This window comes from Corynebacterium sp. TAE3-ERU2, assembly GCF_019209955.1.
GTDB classification, from domain to species: Bacteria; Actinomycetota; Actinomycetes; order Mycobacteriales; family Mycobacteriaceae; genus Corynebacterium; species Corynebacterium megadyptis.
The window spans coordinates 80,961-97,554 of sequence record NZ_JAHUTL010000002.1; the positions used below are offsets into that span (position 1 = coordinate 80,961).

Annotated in this window: 15 protein-coding genes; 1 reads left to right on the forward strand and 14 read right to left on the reverse strand. The window is 62.9% G+C overall.

From position 1 onward, the window contains the following. Nucleotides 1–7: 7 nt before the first annotated feature. The 10 genes from thyX to KRX12_RS03375 form a co-directional block, all read right to left on the reverse strand. The gene (thyX, locus tag KRX12_RS03330; protein ID WP_218363425.1) at nucleotides 8–760 is read right to left on the reverse strand and encodes an FAD-dependent thymidylate synthase; all 753 of its coding nucleotides are present in this window, start codon (nucleotides 758–760) and stop codon (nucleotides 8–10) included. Between the two features lie 55 nt (nucleotides 761–815). Next, complete coding sequence (gene dapB, locus KRX12_RS03335) at nucleotides 816–1,568, reverse strand: 4-hydroxy-tetrahydrodipicolinate reductase (protein ID WP_218365746.1); 753 nt, start codon at nucleotides 1,566–1,568, stop codon at nucleotides 816–818. Nucleotides 1,569–1,646: 78 nt separating this feature from the next. Then, nucleotides 1,647–2,912, reverse strand: coding sequence for a galactokinase (galK, locus tag KRX12_RS03340; RefSeq protein ID WP_151528572.1), 1,266 nt, complete (start codon nucleotides 2,910–2,912; stop codon nucleotides 1,647–1,649). After that, nucleotides 2,913–4,100 (reverse strand): galactose-1-phosphate uridylyltransferase, encoded by a 1,188-nt coding sequence (galT, locus tag KRX12_RS03345; protein WP_255549007.1) that lies wholly within the window; start codon nucleotides 4,098–4,100, stop codon nucleotides 2,913–2,915. Nucleotides 4,101–4,328: 228 nt separating this feature from the next. Beyond that, entirely contained in the window at nucleotides 4,329–4,589 is a 261-nt protein-coding gene (locus KRX12_RS03350; RefSeq protein WP_151528570.1) for a cell wall anchor protein, read from the reverse strand. Nucleotides 4,590–4,616: 27 nt separating this feature from the next. Further along, nucleotides 4,617–6,278, reverse strand: coding sequence for a sodium:solute symporter family protein (locus KRX12_RS03355; RefSeq protein ID WP_218363426.1), 1,662 nt, complete (start codon nucleotides 6,276–6,278; stop codon nucleotides 4,617–4,619). 92 nt (nucleotides 6,279–6,370) lie between these two features. Next, on the reverse strand, nucleotides 6,371–7,294 hold the full coding sequence (locus KRX12_RS03360; protein ID WP_218363427.1) for an aldose epimerase: 924 nt from the start codon (nucleotides 7,292–7,294) through the stop codon (nucleotides 6,371–6,373). Between the two features lie 542 nt (nucleotides 7,295–7,836). Beyond that, entirely contained in the window at nucleotides 7,837–10,074 is a 2,238-nt protein-coding gene (locus tag KRX12_RS03365; protein WP_218365747.1) for a polyribonucleotide nucleotidyltransferase, read from the reverse strand. Between the two features lie 187 nt (nucleotides 10,075–10,261). Further along, nucleotides 10,262–10,531 carry a 30S ribosomal protein S15 gene (gene rpsO, locus KRX12_RS03370; RefSeq protein WP_151528566.1) on the reverse strand — a complete coding sequence of 90 codons (270 nt, stop codon included), beginning with the start codon at nucleotides 10,529–10,531 and terminating at the stop codon, nucleotides 10,262–10,264. A 115-nt stretch (nucleotides 10,532–10,646) separates the two neighbouring features. Beyond that, a complete protein-coding gene (locus KRX12_RS03375; RefSeq protein ID WP_218365748.1) occupies nucleotides 10,647–11,621 on the reverse strand; it encodes a bifunctional riboflavin kinase/FAD synthetase in 975 nt (324 codons plus the stop codon). A gap of 32 nt (nucleotides 11,622–11,653) precedes the next feature. On the opposite strand from KRX12_RS03375, the gene truB reads away from it, so the two are divergent. Beyond that, nucleotides 11,654–12,595 (forward strand): tRNA pseudouridine(55) synthase TruB, encoded by a 942-nt coding sequence (truB, locus tag KRX12_RS03380; RefSeq protein ID WP_218365749.1) that lies wholly within the window; start codon nucleotides 11,654–11,656, stop codon nucleotides 12,593–12,595. Nucleotides 12,596–12,611: 16 nt separating this feature from the next. On the opposite strand, the gene KRX12_RS03385 is transcribed toward truB, so the two are convergent. The 4 genes from KRX12_RS03385 to KRX12_RS03400 all read right to left on the reverse strand — a co-directional run bounded on the left by KRX12_RS03385 (nucleotide 12,612) and on the right by KRX12_RS03400 (nucleotide 16,593). Then, complete coding sequence (locus KRX12_RS03385; protein ID WP_218363431.1) at nucleotides 12,612–13,271, reverse strand: 4'-phosphopantetheinyl transferase; 660 nt, start codon at nucleotides 13,269–13,271, stop codon at nucleotides 12,612–12,614. Then, nucleotides 13,261–14,067, reverse strand: coding sequence for a metallophosphoesterase (locus KRX12_RS03390; protein ID WP_218363432.1), 807 nt, complete (start codon nucleotides 14,065–14,067; stop codon nucleotides 13,261–13,263). The genes KRX12_RS03385 and KRX12_RS03390 overlap by 11 nt, the downstream gene beginning before the upstream one ends. A 64-nt stretch (nucleotides 14,068–14,131) precedes the next feature. Continuing rightward, nucleotides 14,132–15,412 (reverse strand): MATE family efflux transporter, encoded by a 1,281-nt coding sequence (locus KRX12_RS03395; RefSeq protein ID WP_218365911.1) that lies wholly within the window; start codon nucleotides 15,410–15,412, stop codon nucleotides 14,132–14,134. 110 nt (nucleotides 15,413–15,522) lie between these two features. Further along, nucleotides 15,523–16,593, reverse strand: a complete 1,071-nt coding sequence (locus tag KRX12_RS03400) for a DHH family phosphoesterase (RefSeq protein ID WP_218365750.1) — start codon at nucleotides 16,591–16,593, stop codon at nucleotides 15,523–15,525. Nucleotide 16,594 lies beyond the last annotated feature (1 nt).

Sequence of the window (16,594 nt, forward strand, 5' to 3'; positions counted from 1 at the left end):
CTCCATTTTAGGACACGCCCACATAGGGGCTCGACGCCATGGGTGAACCATCGCTGAGGATGGCGATATCGAAATCCCCAAAGACCACGGGGGCGGCGTCCTTGAGTAATTCGAGGCAGCGCACGGCCACGGTCCGCATCTCCTCATCGGCGTGCTCGGTGGCGCGGGTGGCGATGAAGTGTCGCCATGCCCGGAAATTACCGGTCATCACGATGCGCGATTCGGTGGCATTGGGCAGCACCGCGCGCGCTGCTTGCCGGGCCTGCTTCTTGCGCAGCAGGGCATTCGGTTCGTCGGCGAGCTTCTCCTCTAAGGCGGCGAGCAGCTCATCATAGGCGAAACGGGATTCATCCATCGCCCGATCAAAGAGCCGCCGCAATTCGGGGTCGCGGTCGATCACGCTCGGCACCACCACCGTGGCCTGGTCGGGGTGCACGAAACGCTGCGAGAGCTGCGAAAAGGAGAACATGCGGTGGCGCACAAGCTCGTGGGTGCAGGCCCGCGAGATGGCGCGAATATACATCGTGGCCTGGGCGTGCTCGAGCAGCGCGGTATGCCCCACATCGATGATGTGGCGAATATAGGCCGCATTGCTCGCGGTGCGTGGATTCGGCTTATCGAAGCTCTCGTAGCAGGCCCGCCCGGCGAACTCCACGAGCGCCTCGGCTCCTTCTGCATCGGTGCTCCAGTCGATATCGCTCGGCGCCTGAAACGAGGTGCAGGCCACCAGCTGCACCGATAAATCCTTATGTGTTGCCACCTCTACCGTTCTTTCTTTTCTCGCTTATCGACGCATCCCTGGCTGCTATCGCCACTTAGAGCCCGAGGTAGTGCTCCAGTCCCACAGTGAGCCCAGGGTGCTGGGCATAGTTGCGTACGCCCACGAGCACACCGGGAATAAAGGAGGTGCGATCATAGGAGTCCTGCTTGATGGTCAGCGACTGGCCCTGGGTACCAAAGATCACGGTCTCGTGGGCCACGGTGCCGCTCATGCGCACGGCGTGCACCGGCACTCCCTGCACATCGGCGCCGCGTGCCCCCTCGAGGGACTGGGTGGTGGCATCCGGCTGGCTGTCCATACCGGCCTCGCGGCGGGCCTCGGCGATGCCCTCCGCGGTGTGGACTGCGGTACCCGAGGGAGCGTCCAGCTTGTTCGGGTGATGCATCTCAATCACCTCGGCCGATTCGAAGAAGCGCGCGGCCTGGCGGGCGAATTGCATGGTGAGCACCGCCGAGATGGCGAAGTTCGGGGCAATGAGCACCGAGGAGCTGGAGTTCTCCAGCCAGCCGCGCACGGTCTCGAGGCGCTCGGCGGTGAAGCCGGTTGTTCCCACCACCGCGGAAATATTGTGGGAGATCATAAACTCGAGATTGTCCATCACCACGTCCGGGGTGGTGAAATCCACCACTACCTCGGCTCCCGATTCGACGAGCTCGTCTAGGCTATCGCCCCGATCGAGTGCCGCGACCAGGCGCAGATCCTCGCTGTCCTCCACGCCTGCTACAACCGCCTGGCCCACGCGGCCCTTCGCTCCGAGGACGCCAACTGCAATGGTGGATTCTGCCATGATGTTCTTCCCTGCTCCTTGAGATAGCTAAAAGACTGGTGGGTTAATGTACCCCACCAGTCTAGGCAAGCGTCCCTGTTATGTGTGGGAGAACCTACCGTGCGCGCTCTCCACGATGCGTGCGCCCCAGCCCGGCATGGCGAGCAGGAACTCCGGCTGCGGGTAGCCGCGCTCCGCGGCGCGCTCGTTGATGGCCTCGACCAGCTCGGTTGCGGTGCGGATATCGATCAGCGCGATGGCCGAGCCACCGAATCCACCACCGGTCATGCGGGCGCCAAGCGCGCCGAACTCGCGGGCGGTATCCACCACCAGGTCGAGCTCCTCGGTGGAGACTTCATAGTCGTCCCGCAGCGAGGCGTGGGAGGCCCACATGTGCTCGCCAAAGCCCTGCAGGTTGCCGTCGACAAGCATCTGTACGGCCTCGGAGGTGCGCTCGATCTCACTGATGACGTGCCGCACCCGGCGGTGTACTACTTCCTGCCATTCTTCCTCCGTGCTGCCCTCGGGCACATTTTGTGCCGCCCACTGCTGGGCGACGGCGAAGGGATCCTCGACCTCGCGGAGGGTCGCAACGTGGGCGTGGGCGGTGACCCCGTCGATCACGGCGCGGCGGGAGGCGTATTGGCCATCGGCCAGCGAGTGCGGGGCGTTGGTATTGCACACCACCAGGGTGTAGCCGGCGGCACCGACGTCGAAAGGCACCAGCTGCTCGGAGTTGTCCAAGAAGTCGATGGCCAAGGCATTATCTTCCTGGGCAAGCAGGGAGATGCGCTGGTCCATGCCGCCGGTAGAGGCACCAACGACCTCATTTTCTGCGCGCATGGCGCACTCGACGAGACGGCGGCGACGACGCGGGGTCATCTCCATGCCCGCTAGGGCCATGGCGGCGGTGATGGCGGAGCATTCGATGGCCGCGGAGCTGGACAGGCCAGCACCGAGCGGAACATCGGAGACCATGGCCAGATCCATGCCCTGCTCCGGCAGAATGCCCGCCTCGATGGCGGCCCAGACCGCACCGATGACATAGCCGGCCCAGTTATCGGGATGCTTCGGGCCGACCTCATCGATCCGGCACTCCACCACCGCGGGATCGGCGCCAACGGAGCTTACGCGCAGCACATCGTCGGGGCGGGCCGCAGCGGCGATATAGGCGCGGTTGTGCAGCGCGAAGGGCACGCTGATGCCGCCGGCATAGTCGACGTGCTCGCCGATGAGGTTGACGCGACCCGGCGCAGCTACGACCACGCTCGGATCAGCATCGAAGATCTCACGGAAATGCTCCTTAGCGCGCTCAATGCCCTGCGGAGCCTCGAGGGTGTCCATCCACTGGACGCTCTGTGTCATTTACTTCTCCCCTGCCTCAAGAATCTCTCGGAAACGATCGGCAATGCGTTCAGGGGTGGTGTCCGAGATCCACGCCCCCATGCCGGATTCGGAGCCGGCCAGGAACTTCATACGGTTCGGGGAACGCATCATGGAAAATAGCTGCAGGTACAGGCGGCCATAGCGGCGGTCCTCGCCGATCGGTGCCTGATTCCAGCCTGCGATGTACGGGGTTTTCTCCACCCCGTCAAAGAAGTTGTCCACTGCCCCCAACAGGCGCAGATAGATGCGCGTGAGCTCATCCTTTTCCGCATCGTTGAGGCAGGCGAAGTCATAGGCCTCGGCGCGCTTGGCCATCACCATGACCTCCACCGGCCATTCTGCGGCGGCGGGCACGAAGGCGATGAAGTGCTCACCGTCGATGAGCACGCGGCGGCCACTGTCCTGCTCGGCGCTGATAATCGCGTCGAAAAGCGAGCCACCCTTGCTCTCCTCATAGGCCTTGGCCTGGGTGAGTACCGCTTGGGCGCGCTTCGGCAGATAGGGATAGGAGTAGATCTGGCCGTGCGGGTGCTGCAGCGTGACGCCGATTTCCTTCCCGCGGTTTTCGAAGGGGAAGACGATGCGCACGCCCTCGATCTCCGAGAGCTCCTTCGTGCGGTGTGCCCATGCCTCCACCACGGTGCGGGCGCGAGTAAAGCCGAGGTCCTTGAAGGACTTGCTGGGCTCGGGGGTAAAGCACACCACCTCGCAGCGGGCCTGGGCGGCACCGCGGGGATAGAGCTCGTTGTCATCGACATAGCCGGAAAAGTCCACATCCTCGGGGATGTGCAGCGATAGCGAGGGGAAGCGGTTTTCGAAGACCACCACGTTGTAGTCATTGGCCGGGATCTCGGTGGGGATCTCTCCGGGGGTGGTGGGCGCCAAGGGGTTTTCATTGGCCGGCGGCATGAAGGTGCGGTTCATACGGTGGGCGGCAAAAACCACCCATTCGCCGGTCAAGGGATCACGGCGCATCTCCGAGACCGTGCTCGCAGGGGGCAGCTCGCGGCTATCGTGCAGTTCGCGAGTAGCCTTCCCCGACACATAGTCCGGCTCGTCATCAAAGTAGATGAGCTCGCGACCATCAGCGAGACGGGTGCGGGTGATAGCCACCTCGGGGGACGCGGAGTCGGATACGCTCCTCGCGGTCTCGTCTGGCATTGCCATTGAACATTCACTTCCTTAAACGGAGAATTCGGCGACGCTCACAGCCACTCCCGTGAGCCTGCTCTGAGAGGGTGATGATGAAATTATGGAAAAGAAAAGCGTGTGTGGTGTGCCCTACCGCGGCCCGCACTGTACGCGCCGCGGCAGGATCTTCAACCGGGGCAGCCGAGCACACCAGTGGCCCCGGACTGTACCGCGAGGGACGATCGCCCCTCGCGGTGTGCGGTATTACTGGATGTCCTCGATGTCATCGGGGACGATGATCGGACGCATCTTCGCCCATGCGAAGAAGACGATGGCAACAACAGCCATCATAAGGCCGGTCCACAGGTTATAGGTGGCGTCCTTGGGCACGCCGGTGGAGGGATCCACACCGGGATCCAAGAGCAGCCAGGAACCCAAGAGGATCACAGCGTAGAGGCCGATAAGCCCGCCGATGACGTTGCGAATATCGAAGGCGCCAGCCTTGTGGGTATCTTTTTTAGCCATGGTTATTACTCCTTCCTTGATCTAGTGCTAGGCGAAGATCACGTTGAGCGCGATCACGAGAACCATGCAGAGGATACCGAGCGGCACCGTGCGGTTGTACCACGGCAGGCTGGCCTCAGCAGCGTCGGTGAGGTTCTCCTTCGGGGTCACGGACTTCACGAAGCCAACCAGCTCATGATCCGGCTTCGGCTTCGTCATCATGGAGACCACGATGGAGAAGGTGATGTCCACGATGAAGGCGATGGAGGCTGCCACGAACGCGGTGCCCTGACCGGGCAGGTTGAAGAAGCCCGACTCCACCGAGGAGAAGGTGGCGATGGCCCAGTAGGCCATGGCGGACAGAGTACCCATGACCAGGCCCACCCAGCCGGCGGTCGGGGTCATGCGCTTCCAGAACATACCGAGGATGAAGGTGGCGAACAGCGGGGCGTTGAAGAAGCCGAACAGAGTCTGCAGGTAGTCCATCACGTTGCCGAAGTTCTCGGCAATCAGCGCGGTGAACACGGCGATGAGGGTAGCCAGCACGGTGGCCATACGGCCGACCTTGGTGTAGTAATCATCCTGCTTATCTTTGACCACATAGCCCTGCCAGATGTCATAGCTCATCACGGTGTTGAAGGCAGAGATATTGGCAGCCATACCGGCCATGAACGCGGCGAGCAGACCTGCCAGTGCCACACCGAGCAAACCATTGGGCAGCAAATCACGCATCAGATAGAGCATCGCGTCATTCGGCTCGGCGCTGCCATTCATAATCGGGGTGACGGTGGCGCCAGCGATCATGCCGGGCACAACCACCACGAAGGGAACGAACATCTTGGGGAAGGCACCAATGATCGGGGTCTTCCGCGCCGAGGAGAGCGAATCAGCGGCCATGGAGCGCTGCACCTCCACGAAGTTGGTGGTCCAATAACCGAAGGAGAGCACGAAGCCCAGACCGAAGGTCAAACCGATCACCGAGACCACTGGGTTATCGAAACCGGAGATCTCCGTACCCGGCCAGGTGTGGAAGTGGCTTTCATTCTCCACAGCGTTCTTCAGACCCTGCCAGCCACCAATATTGTGCAGACCAATCAGGGTCAGCGGCAGCAGTGCGGCGATGATCACGAAGAACTGCAGCACCTCATTGTAAATAGCGGCCGAGAGACCACCGAGGGTGATGTAGCTGAGCACAATCACCGCGGCGATAACGAGGGTGACGATCAGCGGCCAGCCCAGCAGGGAGTTGACCACCTTGGCCAGCAGCAGCAGGTTAATACCGGCAATGAGCAGCTGCGCCACGGCGAAGGAGATGGCGTTGACCAAGTGCGCGCCGGGGCCGAAACGCCGCAGCATGAACTCGGGCACCGAACGCACCTTGGAGCCGTAGTAGAAGGGCATCATCACGATGCCGAGGAACACCATGGCCGGCACAGCGCCGATCCAGAAGTAGTGCATGGTTTGGAAGCCATACTGCACACCGTTGGCGGACATGCCCACGATCTCGACGGCGCCTAGGTTAGCGGAGATGAAGGCGAGGCCCGTCACCCACGCAGGCAGCGAACGGCCCGAGAGGAAGAAGTCGATGGAGCTCGACACGCGCGAGCGGGCGGCCCAGCCGATTCCGAGAACGAAGACGAAATATAACGCGACGATCGCGTAATCGACCCACGTGGCATCAAGCCGGAGCGCGGATTCAGCGACGATCATGTTGCTTTCTCCTTGGGTTGGTTGGTGGCTCCGCGAGCATTCTTCCGCAAAGCCTGCTTGGTTATGAGTGTCTATATTCAGTTAAAGAGCTTCTAGCCTGCCGCGATGGCGAAGTTGATGCTCAGGCTTTCTTCGGGATCTAACTCCGCCGCCCCGTGGGAGCGGAAAGCGTTGACCGGCGCCGACATCGGTTCCACCGCCAGGGCCCGCCCCACTCCGGGATAACCGCAGTCATAGGCGGGATCAGCCGTAAAGACCTGCAGCCACGGGGTGCGCATATCCGAACGCAGCACCACCGATGCATCGCTATCGCGATGCCGCAGGATGACTTCATAGGCAGAGGGCTGCTGGGGCTTGTCGACGCTGAAGCAGTGATCGAAGAACACCCCGTCCATTGCGATCCCCGTGGCCACATCCCCGTCCAGGCCGAGGTGAGTGGTCGCCGTCATCGGCCCCGCGGGAAGATTGCGTGTCGTTTCCAGGGGCAGATAGCTGCCACAGGGAAGGGTGAGTTCGCATTCGTCCAGCGGCGCACCGTGGGCGGTGATATACGGGTGGAAGCCCACGGCTACGGGCGCAGTGTCATCGCTGGCATTGCGCACTCGATACGCACAGCTCAATCCGGTGTTCTCATCAAGGCTCCAGGTCACGCTGTGGTGCAGCGCCCAGGGCCAGCCTTGGTGCTGGCCATCGTGCAGCTCGAGTGTGACGGACGCCTCGGAGCTGTCCACGCACTGCCACTCTTGGTAGTGCACGAAACCGTGAATAGCGTTAGTGCGCTGCGGTTCGGTGATCTCCAATTCATGGGTGGTGCCGTGGAAAATGAAGACTCCGCCGTCCACTCGGTTGGGCCAGGGGCTCAGAATATTGCCGGCATTCATCGGCGCATCCTCACCTGCCTCGTACCCGATGAGCAAGGGAGCGCCTCGATAGCTCAGGGTACGCACTCCCCCACCTCGCGTGGTGATCGTTGCGGTGTAATCGCCGGCTGTGAGGGTGATATCGCGGGTGGTCATGAGTGCGCGTCCCTTTCCGTGCATTGTGCGGGGAGCGTTGCCGCTCCACCGCGCCACTAGCTATGAGGTACCACACACACCTACAGGCACAGGTAATAATCAACAGCCTGTGAGTATGTGTGCTTCTGCACTCATGCTACGCCCACTTTTGCGGAAATGAACACCATCAATTCACCGCCATCTGAGAGCCCATGTTCCACTCTCCGGCCTCCTTATAAGCCCTGACCTGCGCGATAAGGGAGACATTTACGCACATCAAGCCCAACATCAGACGACCTACCTTCCTAGTTCGTGGCTAAGCTCACAGCCGCAACGTGCCCGCTTCCCTCATGTGGGGTTGCTTGGGGTAACGATCAGGGAATGCAGCCACTCGGGCGTGGTTATATCCTCTCTCACACTGGTCTTATCGTTGCCTCATCTGTGCCTGCAGCGGGCTGAAGCGGGCAGACATAGGCAACGCCCCGCAGTACACACCTAGGTGTGCTGCGGGGCGTTGTTATTTGAGCACTACGCGCCCGAGCGTCGGGCGCGGAGATCAGAGCTTAGCTCTCCTCGACGGGGATCAAAGAGATCTTGCCGCGATTGTCGATATCGGCGATCTCCACCTGGAGCTTGTCGCCCACATTGACCTCGTCCTCAACCTTCTCGATGCGCTTCTTGCCACCGAGCTTCGAGATGTGCACCAGACCGTCACGGCCCGGCAGCAGCGACACGAACGCACCGAAGGGGGTGGTCTTGACCACGGTGCCGAGGTAGCGCTCGCCCACCTTGGGCAGCTGCGGGTTCGCAATGGCGTTGATCTTCTCAATCGCCTGCTCCGCAGCCTCACCGGAGGTGGCGGAGATGAAGACCGTACCGTCTTCCTCGATGGAGACGTCTGCGCCGGTGTCCTCAGTGATCGAGTTAATCGTCTTGCCCTTGGGCCCGATGATCTCGCCGATCTTGGACTGCGGCACCTTCACCGAGGTGATACGCGGTGCGTAGTCGCTCATCTCATCAGGCTCATCGATCACATCGGCCATCGTGTCGAGGATGGTCAGACGCGCGTCGCGAGCCTGGGAGAGGGCGTCGGCAAGCACAGAGGACGGAATACCATCCAGCTTGGTGTCGAGCTGCAGCGCGGTGACGAAGTCGGCGGTGCCGGCCACCTTGAAGTCCATGTCGCCGAAGGCATCCTCGGCGCCGAGGATATCGGTGAGCGCCACATACTCGGTGGAACCCTTGACCTCGCCGGAGACCAGGCCCATGGCGATACCCGCGACGGGTGCCTTCAAGGGCACACCAGCGTTGAGCAGCGAGAGCGTAGACGCACATACCGAACCCATGGAGGTAGAGCCGTTGGAGCCCAGCGCCTCGGAGACCTGACGGATGGTGTAGGGGAAATCCTCGCGGGAGGGGATCACCGGGATCAGGGCGCGCTCGGCGAGCGCACCGTGGCCGATCTCGCGGCGCTTCGGCGAACCCACGCGACCGGTCTCGCCGGTGGAATAGGGCGGGAAGTTGTAGTGGTGGATATAGCGCTTGGAGGTAGTGGGAGTCAGCGAATCGATCTGCTGCTCCATCTTCAGCATGTCCAGGGTGGTCACGCCGAGGATCTGGGTTTCGCCACGCTCGAAGAGAGCGGAGCCATGGGCGCGCGGAATGAGATCCACCTCCACGCTGAGGTCACGGATGTCGGTGACATCGCGGCCATCGATGCGGAAGTGCTCGGCCAGGATGCGCTGGCGCACGATCTGCTTCATCACCGCGTTATAGGCGGCGCGGATCTCCTTCTCCTGATCCTCGAAGCGCTCGCTCAGCTGCTCCTCGATCTCTTCCATGTGCTCATTGGTGGCCTCGTCGCGCTCCTGCTTACCGGAGATGGTGAGCAGCTTGTTGAGCTTCTTGGCGGCCTTCTTCTCCACGGCCTCGAAGATCTCCTCGGAGTACGGCGGGAAGAGCGGGAACTCCTGGGTCTCCTTGGCGGTCTCCTTCGCCAGCGCCTCCTGGGCGCGGCAGAGAACGTCAATGAAGGGCTTGGCGGCCTCGAGGCCCTCGGCCACAACCTGCTCGGTGGGGGCCGGAGCGCCATCGCTGATGCGCTCGACCACGTTCTCCGTGGCGCCGGCTTCCACCATCATCACGGCCACATCGTCGACATTCTTGCGTCCCTGCTTGCGGGTGACGCGACGACCAGCAACCACCAGCTCGAATACGGCGGAGTTGTGCTGCTCATGGGTGGGGAATGCCACCCATTGGCCCTTGGGATGGTCCTCGTCCACGACGAGAGCCATGCGCACGCCGCCCACGGCGCCGGAGACCGGCAGACCGGAGAGCTGGGTGGCAGCGGAGGCGGCGTTGATAGCCACCACGTCGTACATATCCTGCGGGTTCACCGACAACACGGTGACCACGATCTGTACCTCATTGCGCAGGCCCTTGACGAAGGTCGGGCGCAGCGGACGGTCAATGAGACGGCAGGCCAAGATGGCCTCGGTGGAGGGGCGGCCCTCACGACGGAAGAAGGAACCGGGGATGCGACCTGCAGCGTACATGCGCTCTTCCACATCCACGGTCAGCGGGAAGAAGTCGAAACCTTCGCGCGGCTGGTTGGATGCGGTGGAGGTGGCCAGCATCATGGTCTCTTCATCGAGATATGCGGTCACGGAACCATCAGCCTGGCGGGCAAGCTGTCCTGTTTCGAGCCGGATCTCGCGGGTACCGAAGTCGCCATTATCGATGGTGGCAACTGCTTCGATGATTCCGAAGTCGGTGTCTTTATTAACGAATACGTCGCGCATGTGTGCTTGCGAACTCCTCTTATAACTAAAAATGGAGGCGGTCATCGGTGCCGCCTGAGTGGGTGTCTATAACGGTGACTTAGTCTAGCAGTTCCGCAGCACATGGCGCATAAAAAACACCACCTTCTCGACACACAAGGACGAGAGGTGGTGAGATGAGGCGGTAATCACCTCAGATGCACGACGCTTAGCGACGCAGACCCAGGCGAGAGATCAGGTCACGGTAGCGATCGATGTTGGTGCGCTGCAGGTACTGCAGCAGGCCCTTACGACGACCAACGAGCAGCAGCAGACCACGACGGGAGTGGTGATCGTGCTTGTGGCTCTTCAGGTGCTCGGTGAGGTTGCGGATGCGGTAGGTGAGCAGGGCAACCTGAGCCTCGGGAGAACCGGTATCGGTCTCGTGCAGACCGTACTCGTTCAGGATTTCTTTCTTCTTTGCGGTATCCAATGCCATGAGGGGATCCTCCAAAAATATTTCAGTCCGCAGTAAAAAACAGGCACCGCCCTCCCATTAGGAGGCCGGTGGGCGTGACTGTTGCAGACCACAGTCACAACCAACCCGAGAAATATTAGCAGTCGATAGGTTCGGAAACAATTGCGCGGGTGGCGGCCACATCCGAACGAATGGCAGCGAGCAGGTCCTCAATCCCGTTGAACTTCTCCATGCCGCGCACAAAATCCACAAATTCCACCCGCACCTGATGGCCATAGAGATCCGCCTCGCGGTCGAGCACGAAGGTTTCTACGCTACGGCGCGGATCCTCGAAGGTGGGATTATTCCCCACCGAGATCGCCGCGGGATAGCGCACCCCGCAGCGCATATCGCCGGGGTTGGGAGTCGAGTCCAGCACGGTAAAATACCCGGCATAGACGCCATCGCCGGGCAGGGCCTGGCTGGCCGGGAAGTAGAGATTCGCGGTGGGAAATCCCAGTTCCCTGCCGCCGCGGCCGGCACCGCGCACGACCTCGCCCTGCACCGCGAAGGGGCGGGTCAGTGCGGCGTTGGCCTCGCGGATCTCGCCGCGCTCGAGCATCCCGCGGATACGGGTGGAGGAGATCGGCAGACCCGCTTCATTCAACAGCGGCAACACCGCTACCTCGACGCCGTATTTCTCCCCGAGCTCGCGCAGCGTGTCGGTGGTGCCGGCGGCCTTATGCCCGAAGGTGAAGTTCTCCCCCACCACCACGGCCTTCGCGCCGAGCTTCTCGACGAGCACGGTGGTGAAAAACTCCTCGGGCGAGAGGTGCGCGAGGGAGGCGTCGAAACGCAGCGCCAGCAGATGGTCGATATTCAGCGCGGCTGCGATCTCGGCACGGTCATATACAGTGCCGAGCAACGGCGGCATCTTATCTGGGCGCACCACGGCCAGCGGATGCGGATCAAAGGTCACGAGCACAGAGGGCACGCCGTTGTCTCCGGCAAGGGCCGCGGCGCGGCGGAGCAGGGTTTGATGTCCGCTGTGAATGCCATCAAAAACTCCGATGGTGACCACGGAGGCGTCGAGCTGTGCGGGGACGTTATCCAGACCATGCCAAATATTCACAAGTGTATAGGGTACGGCATAGGCTAATACGCATGTCTTTCCCCCAAGAGAAGATCCCCTCCCCCGCTCAGCTGGCCGCTGCCGCAGACCCCCTCGCCACCTCGGGACTGGTGGTGGTGGACAAGCCTCAGTCCATGACCTCCCACGATGTGGTGGGTCGGCTGCGGCGGATCTTCGGCACCCGCAAAGTAGGCCATGCCGGCACTCTTGACCCGATGGCAACCGGGGTATTGGTGGTCGGTATCGAACGCGGCACCAAGTTCCTCGCGCATCTGGTGGCGGATACCAAAACCTATGACGCCACCATCCGCTTGGGGGCATCGACCACGACCGATGACGCCGAGGGCGATATTCTCAGCCAGCACGATGCCTCCGCGATCAGCGATGAGCAGATTCACGACGGTATCGCGCAGCTTCGCGGGGAGATTATGCAGCGCCCCTCCTCCGTCTCGGCGATCAAAATCAATGGCCGCCGCGCCCACGAGCTGGTGCGCGAGGGAATCGAGGTAGAGATTCCTGAACGCAGCGTCACTATCTATTCTTTCGTGGTGCATTCCATCGAGCGCCAGGATAGCTGGGTGGATATCCGCTGTTCGGTGCACTGCTCCTCGGGAACCTATATCCGCTCCCTCGCCCGTGACCTCGGGGCCGGGCTGGGTGTGGGTGGTCACCTCACGGCGCTGCGTCGCAGCACCGTTGGCCCCTTCACCCTCGACCACGCCCGCACCTTGGAGGAGCTCGAGGATACGCCCGAACTGTCCTTGAGTCTGGATCAGGCCATGGCTGTGAGCTTTCCCCCGCTGCCGCTGAGCGCAGCGGAGGCGCGGGATGTGAGCATGGGGAAATGGCTCTCCCCGCGCGGGCTCAAAGGCGTGCACGCGGCAATGGCCCCGGATGGCCGAGCGATTGCGCTGCTGAAAGAAAAGGGCTCGCGCTTATCGACGGTATTCGTCGCCCGTCCCTCTACTCTCTAGCGCAGCTCGTTGGCGGCTAGACCACGGCGATGGCGGCGATGATGAAACCCTCGCGGATCTCCCAGCGGCCCGTCATGAAGGGCACCGGGGTGGGGCGGGCCAAGAGATAGGAGATGAAGGTGCCATCGCTGCGCACATCGATCTCGGCTTGATCGAAATCGAGCCAGCGGTGCGTGAGCGGAAACCACGCCTTATACGTGGCCTCCTTGGTGCAAAAGAGCAGGCGGTCGGCACACGGTATGCCTTGGGATTCCAGTTCATCGAGTTGGGATAGCTCACTGGGGCGGGCGATGGAGCCGAGCACTCCCCGCGGCAAAGAGGCCGCGGGTTCGGCATCAAGGCCCATGGACTTCACCACCAGCCGCGGCGCCACCACTGCAGCGCGTAGCCCATCGGTATGCGTCATAGATCCCGAGACCGCCGCCGGCCATAAGGGCACGCCGCGCTCGCCGCGCAGGATCGGTGCCCCGGAGTCGCGCCCGAGCTTCTTGAGCGCCTGGTGGGCGCACCAGCGCGCATCGCCGAACTCTGCTTTCCGCACCGTCACCGCGTGCGCCACCAAGGCCTGCTCGAGGGGGTGGAGCTCGTGGTATCGGCTTAGATCGGCGCTGCTGCGATCCACCTGCATGGAACAAAATTGGGCGGCTGCGGGGAAGAGATCGGGACTACACTGCATCCGCGTCCACCTCCAGCACCGGATAGGGCCATGGCGCGCTGGCGGGCCGGTTTTTCCACTCGCGCGGATAGCCGAGCGAGGTTTCAATATGCGGGACCCCGTCTACCACTATTTCCCCCGGCAGGTGCAGATGACCGTAGATCACCTTCTCCGCGCGATAACGCACCGGCCAGGTGCGGGTGTGGATCGTGCCGCACCACAGCGATATCTCCGGCCAGGCCACCTGGTTGAGCGGCTCAATCACCAGCGGCCAGTGGTTGATCAAGATGGTGGGGCCGGTGACACGGCTAAGTCTTTTAACCGAGTAGGCCAATCGATCCCAGCACCACGCGCGGATATCCACGAAGGGGGCAATGGCGAACTCGTCGGTGAGCATCACCTGATTGTCTCGGGCGCGCTGCACCGCCTCCTCGGCGGTGAGCCCCGGCTGGCGGAAGGTGTAATCGTAGAGCGTAAAAAGCGGCGCGATGGTGCGCCCAGCGAAGACGGGATAGGGGTCCTCGGGGGTGAAAATATCGCGGGCGCGGCAGCCGGCCACCAGCTCGGCGTATTTCTCGCGGCCCACCACGGCATCGGTGGAGCGGCAAAACAGCTCGTGGTTGCCCGGCGCCCAGATCACCTCTTCAAAGCGCTCCTTGAGCTGCTCCAGGACCGCCAGAATATCGGGGGTGCGTTCGGCCACATCTCCGCCAACGATGAGCCAGTCGCTGGGGCTCGTGGGCTGGATGCGGGCGATCATCTCTGCATTCGCTTTGACCGCGGCATGCAGATCCGCGACAGCCCACAGGGTGGTCATTGCCGCACCATCACCTTTCTCCACACCGGATCTCTTCCCGCTCGGGGTTGCTTGTATTCCCTCACTATACGGCGTTATTGGCCCACTTCATGGACGTGAAACGCCAGAGCACCGCGACCATGCGGATGAAGATAAAGGCCAAGAGTCCGCACCATACGCCGGTGAGCCCAGCCTCGAAAAACAGCGAGAGCCACACGCCGGGCAAAAAGCCCAGTACCACCGAGGCGATGGTGGCATTGCGCAGATACACCGCATCGGCGGCACCCAGCAGCACCCCATCGAGGGCGAAAACCACACCGCCGCCGATGATCATGAGGATAAGAATCCACCACGGCCACTCCATGGCGGCAAGCACGCTGGCGTCCTGGGTGAATAGCCGCGGGATGAAGCGGAATCCGAGCGCAAAGAGCCCCGCCAGCACTGCGGCCACAGCGGTGGAGTACAGCACCACCAGCCGCCCCACTCCCCTAGCTCGGTAGACCGAGCCCATGCCGAGCGCCGCACCGGTCAGGGTTTGGGCGGCGATCGCCAGCGAGTCGAGCACTAGGGTGAGGAAGTTCCACAGCTGCATCATCACTTGGTGCGCGGCGAGGGAGGCCTCGCCGAAGCGGGCAGCGACCCCGGCGGCGGAGAGAAATGCCACTTGGAAGGACAAGGAGCGAATAATGAGATCGCGCCCGAGCACCAGCTGGTGCCGGATCACCTGCGGGCGCAGCGCCCAGGAGCCCTCATGGGAGCGAACTAGGGCGAGTAGGAAGCAGGCAGAGGTGAGCGCCAAACCGGTGAGATTGGCCCACGCCGAGCCCACGAAGCCATAGGCGTGCACCAATATCGGCACGAGGATCGCGGCGGGGATGACGCCGGTGAGGGTGAACCAGAGCGGCGCGGTGGTGTTCTGGATGCCACGCAGCCACCCATTGCCGGCCATAGTGATCAGCAATAGCGGGATGCCGAAGCTGGCGATGCGCAGCCAGAGCGTGGCCTCGGCGGCCACCGAGTCGCTGCTCGAGAGCCAGAGGGTAAACCAGGGGGAGCCGAAGAACATGATGGCGGCCAGTGCCGAGCCGACCAGCAGCGCCACCCAGGTGGCCTGCACCCCTTCGGCGACCGCTTCCTTCTTTTTGCCCGCCCCATAGAGCCGGGCGGCGCGGGCGGTGGTGCCATAAGAGAGAAAGGTCAGCTGGGTGGTGACCACGGAAAAGAGCGTGGTGGCGGCGCCGAGCGCGGCCAATTCGGTTTTACCCAGCCGGCCCACGACCGCGGTATCGAGCAGCAAGTACAGCGGTGTCGCGGCGAGCACGCCTAGGGCGGGCAGCGCCAGCGCCAATACGGTACGGATACTCACCTTGCCTGCGGCGGCGAGGCGTTCATGCTCCTCGGCGCTAGTCGGGGCGTCCTCCCCTGCCGCGGCGCGGGAGGAGCCGGTGCATTCGGGGGAATCGGTGGAGTCGAGACTCACTGCAGTAGATAATCCTTCATCAGCGTCCAACAGTCTTCTTCGGTGCCAGTCATGCTCAGCCCAGCGGCGTGGATATGCCCTCCGCCGCCGTGGCGGCGCGCCAGCGCTGCCACGTCGATCTGCTCCGAGCGCAGAGAGAGGTTCCAGGTGCCGGGTTGTTGTTCTTTGGCCACCACACATACCGCAGCATCCTCGAGGGCGTGCAGCAGTGTCACAGCCCGTTCCGCCACGAAGGGCGGAACCGTACTCAGCTGCGCATAGGGCGCCAGGAGAATGGCGGCCCGACCCAGCGGGGTGTCCACGGCCTCAACTCCCGCCAGCAGCCTGCCGAGCATCTGGGTTTCTGCCACGGTGGAGCGATCCATGAGATCCGCGGTGATCCTTCCGGTATCGATCCCACTCTCGGCGAGCGTGGCGGCAAGCAGCAGCCGCGAGGTGGCATCCTCGTTGCCGCCCCACGCGAAACACCCAGTATCGGTGACCAGCCCCGCATAAAGGGCATGGGCCAGCGTCTCGGTGAGCTCCACACCCGCCCGCTGGGCGAGCAGCCAGATCACGGCGGTGGTGGAATCGGCCCGGGGAGCAATAAGGTTCACGCCCTGCACCCCAGGGTTGTGCTCGTGGTGATCGATCATGATCCGCGCCCACTCACCGCTGGCGATCTCCTCGGCATAGCGGCCGGCACGGTGCAGATCGCCGCAGTCGACGACCACCACGCAGTCCGTATCCGCTGCGATCGGCCCCTCCCAGGAGATATCCGCGCACCGGGGAATGCTGCTGAGGTTGCGCGCCACCCCGCCGGGGTGGTCAATATAGCCGCGCGCCCGCGCCCCTACAGCCTCGGCCACCTGCATGAGCGCAGATACCGAACCAACGGCATCGGCATCCGGGCGCACATGCCCCACCACGGCCACGGATCGGGCAGAGCGCAGCGCAGCTAGCGCCGCGTCCAGATCGTGGTTGCGGAAATCAGTATCGCGCACGCCCAGCCGGGCGGGGCTGAGCATCGTGGCAGCAGATGTGGTGGCGGGAGGTGGCGTCGATAAGCGCGAGCGCGGGGAGGACACC